Origin of the sequence: Pseudoalteromonas rubra, assembly GCF_000967655.1 — a bacterium.
Lineage (GTDB): Bacteria > Pseudomonadota > Gammaproteobacteria > Enterobacterales > Alteromonadaceae > Pseudoalteromonas > Pseudoalteromonas rubra_A.
The window spans coordinates 1-2,204 of the sequence record NZ_JXYA01000102.1; the positions used below are offsets into that span (position 1 = coordinate 1).

The 2,204-nt window shown below is 40.2% G+C and carries 1 protein-coding gene; it reads left to right on the top strand.

What is annotated here, in order from left to right; translation table 11 throughout:
* Positions 1 to 695 precede the first annotated feature (695 nt).
* On the top strand, positions 696 to 2,186 hold the full coding sequence (locus tag TW77_RS23655) for an ATP-binding protein (RefSeq protein ID WP_082079033.1): 1,491 nt from the start codon (positions 696 to 698) through the stop codon (positions 2,184 to 2,186).
* Positions 2,187 to 2,204 lie beyond the last annotated feature (18 nt).

Genomic DNA, 2,204 nt, shown 5'->3' on the forward strand with positions numbered 1-2,204 from the left:
GGCCAGTTCGTCGACGATCCGCCGGCTATCCATGAATGGATACTTCAGGTGTATGTCGTCAATCGCCTTCATAATGTCGAGCGTTTCCTGCGTTTCCTGCGTTTCTGCGTTTCTTGCTCATAATCTGCTCCAATTTGTATTGGTCTATTAATAACAGATTATTCATCTAAGTGCGTGTGCTAAATTTAGGGACAATTTCTCGTTGAAGGAGTTGTCACGAATTCATGGGGTCTTGTATTGTGCAGGGTTGCTGCGGAAAACCCATAAAAAAAGCCTCCGCAAATGCGGAGGCTTATTTATTGGTGGAACTTACGGAAAATGAGTTAAACCAATTGTTCGATGAAATGGCGAGAATCGAAGATATTTTGCAGGACACTTCACTTGGTCATAAGAAGCGTAGATTTGAGCCTAAGACCAGTAGGTATATGAACCATGCAGGCTAGTGAAATAGTAAAGATCTAACAAGCAATCCGAACCAAAATAACCTTAACTCCTGCTTTGGGAGTTGAGGCAATACATTCTGTGTGACACTTAAAGGTATGTTATTGGCTCATACAGAAACAACCTGTGGATTTGCTGAAATGTTTTCTTTCAATTAAAAAGAGAGCATACTTATATTTACAAATGCGCTCTGTTTTCAACCTGAAGCAGGTGCTCGAACAATAGGTTTCAGCTCTCAGTCAAGGAAATAATTGATGACACAACATTCTTTTAAAGTAGATACACGACTAGCATTTTTATTAAGTGAAAATTACAGATCTCCTGAAAAAGCTTTAAAAGAATTGATAGATAACGCTTGGGATGCAGAAGCAACAAAAGTTTGCGTAACATTGCCAGAGCTCTTATCTGATGATCCAATTATTGTTCAAGACAATGGTTCGGGGATGACTATAAATGAATTGCAAAGTGAATATTTAAATATTGCCAGAAACCGGAGAGACCGCAATGGCGACTTTTCTCCAAATCTGCGCAGGCGAGTGAAGGGGAGAAAAGGAATAGGTAAATTTGCTGGCTTGATGATTACATCATCAATGAGACTAGAAACATGGGCCAGGAATAAGTACTCAGCATTTTCGTTCGACAAAAGCTTATTAGAAAGGTATGAGGGGTTACCCGATATGCCGCTAGAGATTGAAGAGTCGGATAGTACTACACACTCAGGTACTTGTATCACATTGTCGCATCTGAATCAGAGTCTAAGATACCCAACGGCTCAAAAATTAAAGCAAATTTTGCTGGCTGAGTATGGACGAGAAAGTAATTTCGATATTTTTGTAAATGGGAAGGAGTTAGGTGTCGATGATCTTCAAGGAGAGTATAAAGAAGAGAAGATATTGCTAGGAAAGAGTAAGGCAACGTTGCGCTGCACGGTTACCGATCAAAAACGAAAATTAAGAAAGCCAGGGATATCTGTTCGGATAAATGGAAAAGTAATCGGGGATCCAATATTTTTTGGGTTAGATAAAAGTGACGATATCCCCAAAAAGCTACTTGAAAAGCTATATGGTGAAGTAGACCTAGAAGGGAATGATGACGATATTACAGCTGATTGGGGGGCCTTGATAGAGGGAAGCCAAACTGAAAAAGAGCTAACTGAGGCCCTTCAACCTCTCCTCCAAGCACAATTAAAAAGTGTCTATGGACAAGAAATGCATTTGGCCCAAGCTAGGCTACGCAAAAAAGCATTGGAACGTATATCAAAGCTACCGGAAAATAGGCGTGACTTCGCAGATAAAGCAATCAAAAAAGTGCTTGATCGATTCTATCAGGAGCCTGAGAGTAAGTTAGAGCCTGTAGTGAACGTTTTATTAGATGCTTTAGAGCATAGTGATTATAGAGCGGTCATTGAGCACATTAATGCTGCACGGAACTCGGAGGTTTCTCGCTTTGCTGAGGCGTTAGAAGAGTTTGGTTTTGTTGAAATGGCGTCAGTAGCTGAGCAAGCTGCACATCGTCTATCTTTTTTGGATTATTTAGAAGAAATATGTTTGAGATCTGAAACTCTTGAAAGTCATGTTCATAAGGCCATTGAGGGAAATCTCTGGATGTTCGGTGTTGAGCACAGTTTATTTAGTTCAAATACTACGTTGAAACGCCAGGTTGAAGAGTACTTGGGGAAAAAATATATTGGAGATAGGGCCGATAGGCGACCAGATTTATTTTTAACTCAAAACCAGAGGGTGTGAGGGTGTTCATAATTCTGT